Genomic DNA, 7680 nt, shown 5'->3' with positions numbered 1-7680 from the left:
AGGCTACCAGAAGCGTGACGACAACGATCGCGGCGGATTCAAGCGCAGCGACAGTGGCGACCGCGGCGGCTACCAGCGCCGTGACGACGCCGGTCGGGGTGGCTCCGGTGACCGTGGTGGTTTCAAGCGCAATGAGGGCGGAAGTGACCGTCCCACAGGTGGTTTCGACCGCGGTGGCGACCGTGGCGGATACCGTGGTGGTTCGGATCGTGGCGGCTCGTCGGATCGTGGTGGCTACCAGCGCCGCGACGACAACAAGAGCGGTTACCCCAAGCGCGATGATGCCGGTCGCGGGGGTTACCAGCGACGTGATGACAATGATCGTGGCGGCTACCAGAAGCGTGACGACAACGATCGCGGCGGATTCAAGCGCAGCGACAGTGGCGACCGCGGCGGCTACCAGCGCCGTGACGACGCCGGTCGCGGTGGCTCCGGTGACCGTGGTGGTTTCAAGCGCAATGAGGGCGGAAGTGACCGTCCCACAGGTGGTTTCGATCGCGGCGGCGACCGTGGCGGATACCGCGGCAACAATGACGATCGCCCCCGCGGCGGTTCGGGTGGCGGTTTCCGTCGTAACGAAGGCGACGACCGTTCGCGTGGCAGCTCCGATCGCGGCAGTGACCGTGGCGGCAGCTCCGATCGTGGTGGCTTCCGTCGCAGCGAAGGCGGCAGTGACCGTCCGGGTGGTGGCTTCCGTCGTAACGACAGCGATGACCGTTCGCGTGGTGGTTCCGATCGCGGTGGCTACCAGAAGCGTGACGACAAGGGTGGTTACCCGCGTCGTGACGACAGCGGCAAGGGCGGCTACCAGCGGCGCGACGACAACGATCGTGGGCCCAGGCGCGACGACGACCGCGGTCGTGGCGGCTTCAAGCGTGACGCGCGCTCCGGTGGCAGCCAGGGCAAGTTCGTCGGCGAGGACGGCAAGCCGCTCGACGGCACCTACCGCGAGAAGCGTCGTGAGCGCGACAGTGACGTGCTCGGCGTTGTCTCGGCATCGGCTGCCTCCGATATCGACGAGTCGATCACCGAGGACGACAGCACGGCCTCGGCCGGCGCGTCGGGCGGCACCTCCGCGACGGCGAGCGACAAGCCCGCAACCGACGAGTCGGCAGCGTCCACTGAGCAGTCCGAAGACAACGCGGGCTCGGCCACGGCGCAGGTAGCCGAGACCGACGACGAGGCGACCACGATCGACACCGGTGAAGGTGACCGTCCTCGTGACGCCGGCGAGTCCGAGAGCGACAGCTCGCGGGTCGACTCGGATCTCGACAGCCGGTCCGGTGCCGCCGCTCGCGGCTCGGACAGTGGCGACCTGAATGACGTCGCCCGCGATGATTCCGACCTCGACGAGAGCCCACGCGGCGCCGATCGTGACAGTGTTGCCCGAAGTGCGTCGGATCGCGACGACCGTTCGCATGGGGCCGACCGTGACGACCGTTCCCGCGGTTCGGATCGCGGCGATCGGGCCGGCGGTGACGCCGATCGTGGCGAGCGGCGTGGATTCGCGGATCGCGGTGCCCGTTCGGACCGTGACGACCGTGCGCGCAGTGGCTCGGCGTCCGGCGGTCCGTCGCGGTCGGGTGACTTCGGCGATGACCGCCGTCGCGGCGGTGAAGGCGCTCGTACGACGGGTGGGCGGCCGGACGATCGCCGTGCGGCTCGTCCCGAAGAGCCCGATCTGCCCGAGGACGTGCAGGCATCCGATCTGGATCCGGCCGTGCGCCGCGACCTGCTGAGCTTGGACAAGAACAACGCCGATTCGGTGGCCCGGCACATGGTGATGGCCGTCGAGCTGCTCGAGGACGACCCGCGCCTGGCGCTGGCACACGCTCGGGCCGCGCGGCAGCGTGCGGGCCGCATCGCGGTGGTGCGTGAGACCGCCGGTGTGGTGGCCTACCACGCCGAGGAATGGGCGGAGGCGCTGTCGGAGCTGCGCACCGCACGACGCATGTCCGGTGGCGCCGGGCTGCTCGCGGTGATGGCGGACTGCGAGCGCGGTCTCGGCAGGCCGGAACGGGCCATCGAGCTCGGTCGCAGCGAGGAAGCACAGACGCTCACCGGTGACGAAGCCGCCGAGCTGCGGATCGTTGTGGCAGGCGCCCGGATGGATCTGGGTCAGTTCGACCAGGCCGTCGTGACGCTGCAAGCCTCCGATCTGGACCCGTCACGCACGGGCTCCGCCGCCGCGCGTCTGTTCTACGCCTACGCCGACGCGCTGGTGGCGGCGGGCCGCACCGATGACGGCCTGCAGTGGTTCCTCAACGCCGCCGCCGCCGACCTCGACGACGAAACCGACGCCGAGGAGCGGGCAACCGAACTCACCGGCGACGCACAGTAGAACCACAAGGCCGCAGGCCGGGAACGCAGACAGGTTTCCCGGCCTGCGGCCTTTTCGCATGTCATCAGAGGATGATGTCGGCCGGCGCCGCCGGATCGGGCGTGGCGCAGATGTGCTCGGTCCGCTCGAGCGGTGGACCGGCCTCCTGCGATGCGGGCAATCGAGCACGCTGTGTGAGCAGGGGAGCTACTTCGGTCGGCAACCGGCCCGGTTTCCCTGTTGCGTCGGTGAGCGCCCGCGACGCGCTGGGCGAGACGTTCGCAACTGGGGACATCGCGCACGAACACGTGGCACATGCTCGATCATGAAGGGTGCGAGCGCTATTCGACAGCCGAGGGGGACCGAAGCTGTCGGTGCCTTCGCCTAGGGTCGCAGAGGTGTCCGACCCGGCAGAGACGACGAAGTGAGGGTGGATGGACCGGCTACGCGATCGATACGAGGCATTGCTGCTCGACCTGGACGGAACGCTGTACCGCGGACCCGACGTCATCGAAGGTGCGCCCAAAGCGCTTGTCCCGGATGGTGATTCGGCGCAGCGGCTCGTGTACGTCACCAATAACGCCGCGCGTGGCCCCGGTGCCGTGGCGCACCACCTGGACGAACTCGGCTACCCGGCCACCGCGAACGATGTGGTGACCAGTGCGCAAGCCGCCGCCCGCATGCTGTCCGAACGGCTGAGCCCCGGCGACAAGGTGCTGGTCGTCGGCACCGACGATCTGGCCGCCGAGGTGAAAGCCGTCGGTCTCGAGCCCATCCGCCGGTTCGGCGAGACCCCGCCGGCGGCGGTCGTCCAAGGTCACTCGCCGGCGACCGCGTGGCCAGACCTCGCCGAAGCCGCCTACGCCCTGCGCGCCGACGCGTTGTGGATCGCAGCCAACGCCGACCGCACCCTGCCCAACGAGCGCGGCCTAGCTCCCGGCAACGGCTCGATGGTCGCCGCCCTGGCCACCGCCTCCGATCGTGAGCCCCTGGTCGCGGGTAAGCCTTACGCGCCGCTGATGGAAGACGCGATCGAGCGAGCGGGCACCCGCCGTGCGCTGGTCGTCGGCGACCGCCTCGACACCGATATCGAGGGGGCCAACGGCCTCGGCCTCGACTCGCTGCTGGTGTTGACCGGAGTCAGCACCCTCGACGAGGTGATCAACGCACCCGCCGCCCGGATCCCTACCTATATCGCCGCCACGCTCGACGCCCTCAACGACGCCGCACTGGCAGAAGCGGCCGCACCGGCGGACATCGCGGAACTGTTGCGACAGTATCCCGGCCGGGCGGTACGGGTGCGCGCGGGCGATTCGGAAATCCGATAGCGTTGACGCCACGATGAGTACTGCGAGTTCACCGCCGAACGGCGCGTCACAGCCACCCCGGCCCGGGATCCCCGTGCCGGGTGCTCACCTGCCCGGCCCGCCGGCGCAGCAGGAACCGGCCGATCCGCGCCGGATCAAGACCGAGGTCGACGCACTACTCGCCGAACTCGGTCCGCGTCCTGTCGCAGGCCCGGCGGAGAACACCGAGGCCGGTGCCGATATCACCCGCCGTGCGCGCATCCTCGAGCAGGCGCACGACGTACTGGTGGACGCGCTGGCGACAGTGGACAAGATCTGAGGTGGCCAGACGAGCGCGGGTGGACGCCGAACTGGTTCGCCGCGGGTTGGCGCGATCGCGAGAACACGCGGTCGAGCTGATCAGCGCGGGCCGCGTCCTGATTGCCGGAACCGTCGCCGTGAAGCCGGCGACGGCCGTGGAGACGGGAACCCCGCTGATCGTGCGGGAAGAACCCGACGAGGTGTCCTGGGCCTCGCGTGGCGCGCACAAACTGCTCGGCGCGCTCGAGGCGTTCGAACCCGAGGGGCTCGGCCTCGCGGGTAAGCGGTGCCTGGACGCGGGTGCGTCGACCGGTGGGTTCACCGATGTGCTGCTGAACAAGGGCGCGCGCGAGGTGGTCGCGGTCGACGTGGGCTACGGCCAGCTGATCTGGCGGCTGCAGAACGACGACCGGGTCCGCGTGTTCGACCGCACCAACGTGCGCAACATCACCCCCGAATCCATCAGTGGCACAGTCGAAATCGTTGTCGGTGACCTGTCCTTCATCTCGCTCGGGCTCGTCCTCCCGGCGCTGGCGGCCTGCGCTGCCGACGGCGCCGATCTGCTGCCGATGGTGAAGCCGCAGTTCGAGGTCGGCAAAGACCGGGTCGGTTCGGGCGGTGTGGTGCGTGATCCGGCGCTGCGAACCGAAGTGGTGTGTGATGTGGCGACCGCCGCCGCGGCGCTCGGGCTGCGCACCCTGGGTGTGGTCGCCAGCCCGCTGCCCGGTCCGTCGGGCAATGTCGAGTACTTCCTGTGGTTGCGCAAGGTCGGCCCGTTCGACTACGACGCCGAACAGGTGCGGGCGCTGGTCGCGCAGGCTGTCGAGGAGGGTCCGCAGTGAGTACGCATGCCGGCGGCAGGGAGATCCTGCTCGTCGCCCATCCCGGTCGCGCGGAGATCATCGAGACCGCGCACCGGGTGGCGAAGATCTTCGCCGAGGCGGGCATCTGCCTGCGGGTCCTGGCCGACGAGGCCGACAGCACCCGGTTCGAAGACGAAGCCGGATATCCGGTGCGGGTGGTGCCGCACAGCCCGTCCGCGGCCCAGGGCTGTGAGATGGTGCTCGCCCTCGGCGGCGACGGCACGTTCTTGCGCGCGGCCGAACTCGGCAGGCCCGCGGGTGTGCCTGTGCTCGGAATCAACCTGGGCCGCATCGGTTTTCTCACCGAAGCCGAGGCCGAGAACCTCGACGAGGCGCTCTCGCAGGTGGTCGATCGCGACTACCAGGTGGAAAACCGGATGACCATCGACGTCACGGTGCGCGTGGACGACACGATCGTCGAACGCGGCTGGGCGCTCAACGAGGCCAGCCTCGAGAACGCCCAGCGGATGGGTGTGCTGGAAGTGGTGCTCGAAGTGGACGGGCGGCCGGTCTCGGCGTTCGGCTGCGACGGCATCCTCATCTCCACGCCCACCGGGTCGACCGCCTACGCGTTCTCGGCGGGTGGACCGGTGGTGTGGCCCGAACTGGAGGCGATGCTGGTGATTCCGAGCAACGCGCACGCGTTGTTCGCGCGGCCACTGGTGACCAGCCCGGAGTCGCTGATCGCGGTGGAGACCGTGGCGACCGGACACGATGCGATCGTTTTCCTCGACGGCAGGCGCACTCTCGCGTTGCCGCGTGGCGGCCGCGCCGAAGTGGTGCGCGGCGAACGTCCGGTGCGCTGGGTGCGGCTGGATTCGGCACCCTTCGCCGACCGGATGGTGCGAAAGTTCCAACTGCCGGTCACCGGCTGGCGGGGCAGACAGCGAACGGAAGAGCACTGATGCTGACGGAGATCAGGATTGACGGACTCGGTGTCATCTCGACGGCCACCGCGCAGTTCCATGCCGGTCTGACCGTGCTCACCGGCGAGACCGGTGCGGGCAAGACCATGGTGGTCACCAGCCTGCACCTGCTCAGCGGTGCGCGCGCCGACGCCGGACGGGTACGCCTGGGTGCGGCGAAGGCCGTGGTGGAGGGCCGTTTCGTCGTCGACGACGTGAACGACGCGGCTCGCACGGCGGTCGGGGAGGTGCTGGAATCGGCGGGTGCCGAGGCCGACGAGGACGGCAGCGTGATCGCGGTCCGCACCGTCAACAGCGACGGACGCTCGCGCGCGCATCTCGGTGGGCGCGGGGTGCCCGCCGCGGTGCTCGGTGAGTTCACCTCCCGGCTGCTGACCGTGCACGGCCAGAACGATCAATTGCGGTTGCAGCGGCCGGAGCAGCAACTGTCGGCACTGGACCAGTTCGCCGGCGACGGCGTAGCCGGTCTGCTGCGCAAGTACCAGGTGCATCGGCGGTCCTGGCTGGACGCGCGGACCGAACTGCTCGAACGCACCGCGCGCAGTCGGGAACTGGCGCTGGAAGCCGACCGGCTCAAGCATTCGCTCACCGAGATCGACGGCATCGCGCCCGAACCCGGTGAGGACACCCGCCTGGTCGCCGAGATCCGCAGACTCAGCGACCTCGATTCCCTGCGTGAGGCGGGCGTCGCCGCGCACGAGTCACTCTCGGGCCCGACCGACGCGCCGGCCGACGGTGGCGGCGTGCTCGATCTGCTCGGTGGCGCCCGCGCCCGCCTGGATTCCGCCGACGACCCGGCCCTGGCCGCGCTGGCTCCGCGGCTCGGCGAGGCGATCGCGGTGGTGGTCGACGTGACCACCGAACTCAGCAGCTATCTGTCGGAATTGCCGTCCGATCCCAGCGCACTGGACACGATGCTCAACCGTCAGGCCGAGCTCAAATCGCTGACCCGCAAATACGCACCCGACATCGACGGTGTGATCGCGTGGGCCGACGAGTCGCGCTCGCGCCTGGACTCGCTCGATGTGTCCGAGGACGCGCTGGCCAAGCTGGCCGGTGAGGTCGAAACGGCAGCGGGCAAAGTGCGCGAGGCGGCACGCAAACTCAGTGCCGCGCGTGCCAAGTCGGCGGGCAAGCTGGCGAGCGCGGTGAGCACCGAACTCAGTGGGCTGGCGATGGGGAAGGCGCGCTTGGAAGTCCAGGTCCGCCCGCTGCAGGCCAGTGCCCAGGATTCCGCGCCGTTGGAGATCGACGGTGCGCTGTTGCACGCCGGTTCGAACGGTTGTGACGAAGTGGAATTCCGGCTCTCGGCGCATTCGGGAGCCCAGTCGCTGCCGCTCAGCAAGAGTGCGTCCGGCGGCGAGCTCTCGCGAGTGATGCTGGCCCTGGAAGTAGTGCTCGCCGGATCCGATCACGGCGCGACCATGGTGTTCGACGAGGTCGACGCGGGTGTCGGCGGCCGGGCCGCGGTGGAGATCGGCAAGCGCCTGGCGCGGCTGGCCCGCACCCATCAGGTCATCGTCGTGACCCACCTGCCCCAGGTGGCGGCTTTCGCCGACACCCACCTGGTGGTGAACAAGTCCGACGACGGAAAAGGGAAGGTGGACAGCGGCGTTCGCGCGCTGACCGACGAAGAACGAGTGGTGGAACTGGCCCGTATGCTCGCAGGCCTCGACGACACGGAGACCGGCCGCGCCCACGCGGAAGAACTCCTCGAAACCGCCCGAGCCGAGCGCTTACCCGCCTGAAGCGAGCACTACCCCCAAAACGGTCGGTCACCACACCCGAAGCGGACCGACCGCACTTTCAACCACCCCGCACACCCGGCCCGTCCCCGTCTTCAACATCCCACCCAACCCAGCCACCCGTACTCCCGACCCCTAGGGAGGGACGGCCACGAAGTGGCCGGTCCGCGGCCGGGCCGCCGGTCAGGCGCCGGTGCGTAGGCGACGAAGGAGCAAGCA

General features: G+C 69.6%; 7 protein-coding genes. 6 read left to right on the top strand and 1 reads right to left on the bottom strand.

Annotation, left to right across the window (positions count from 1 at the left end):
• Positions 1 to 1315 precede the first annotated feature (1315 nt).
• On the top strand, positions 1316 to 2341 hold the full coding sequence (locus ACWF99_RS33835; protein ID WP_378631419.1) for a hypothetical protein: 1026 nt from the start codon (positions 1316 to 1318) through the stop codon (positions 2339 to 2341).
• A gap of 64 nt (positions 2342 to 2405) precedes the next feature.
• Here the strand turns inward: ACWF99_RS33835 and ACWF99_RS33830 are convergent, their stop codons facing one another.
• Positions 2406 to 2615, bottom strand: a complete 210-nt coding sequence (locus ACWF99_RS33830) for a hypothetical protein (protein WP_452538386.1) — start codon at positions 2613 to 2615, stop codon at positions 2406 to 2408.
• Positions 2616 to 2754: 139 nt separating this feature from the next.
• Between ACWF99_RS33830 and ACWF99_RS33825 the strand changes: the two genes are divergently transcribed.
• Genes ACWF99_RS33825 through recN form a run of 5 tightly spaced genes read left to right on the top strand, consistent with a single transcriptional unit; the run spans position 2755 to position 7464 of the window.
• The gene (locus ACWF99_RS33825) at positions 2755 to 3648 is read left to right on the top strand and encodes an HAD-IIA family hydrolase (protein ID WP_378630056.1); all 894 of its coding nucleotides are present in this window, start codon (positions 2755 to 2757) and stop codon (positions 3646 to 3648) included.
• A gap of 13 nt (positions 3649 to 3661) precedes the next feature.
• Entirely contained in the window at positions 3662 to 3946 is a 285-nt protein-coding gene (locus ACWF99_RS33820; protein WP_452538385.1) for a hypothetical protein, read from the top strand.
• Between the two features lies 1 nt (position 3947).
• Positions 3948 to 4769, top strand: a complete 822-nt coding sequence (locus tag ACWF99_RS33815) for a TlyA family RNA methyltransferase (RefSeq protein ID WP_378630061.1) — start codon at positions 3948 to 3950, stop codon at positions 4767 to 4769.
• Positions 4766 to 5695 carry an NAD kinase gene (locus ACWF99_RS33810; RefSeq protein WP_378630063.1) on the top strand — a complete coding sequence of 310 codons (930 nt, stop codon included), beginning with the start codon at positions 4766 to 4768 and terminating at the stop codon, positions 5693 to 5695. The genes ACWF99_RS33815 and ACWF99_RS33810 overlap by 4 nt, the downstream gene beginning before the upstream one ends.
• On the top strand, positions 5695 to 7464 hold the full coding sequence (gene recN / locus ACWF99_RS33805) for a DNA repair protein RecN (RefSeq protein ID WP_378630064.1): 1770 nt from the start codon (positions 5695 to 5697) through the stop codon (positions 7462 to 7464). The genes ACWF99_RS33810 and recN overlap by 1 nt, the downstream gene beginning before the upstream one ends.
• The last annotated feature ends 216 nt before the right edge of the window (positions 7465 to 7680 follow it).

This window comes from Nocardia sp. NPDC055002 (genome assembly GCF_053608825.1).
Note: the sequence above shows the minus strand (reverse complement) of the source record. Positions and strands in the feature narration are given on the sequence as shown.

Bases quoted from the DNA above. Each gene is read 5' to 3' on its own strand.
- ACWF99_RS33830 (WP_452538386.1), bottom strand. From the start codon at position 2,615: ATGTCCCCAGTTGCGAACGTCTCGCCCAGCGCGTCGCGGGCGCTCACC.
- ACWF99_RS33825 (WP_378630056.1), top strand. From the start codon at position 2,755: ATGGACCGGCTACGCGATCGATACGAGGCATTGCTGCTCGACCTGGAC.
- ACWF99_RS33820 (WP_452538385.1), top strand. From the start codon at position 3,662: ATGAGTACTGCGAGTTCACCGCCGAACGGCGCGTCACAGCCACCCCGG.
- recN (WP_378630064.1), top strand. From the start codon at position 5,695: ATGCTGACGGAGATCAGGATTGACGGACTCGGTGTCATCTCGACGGCC.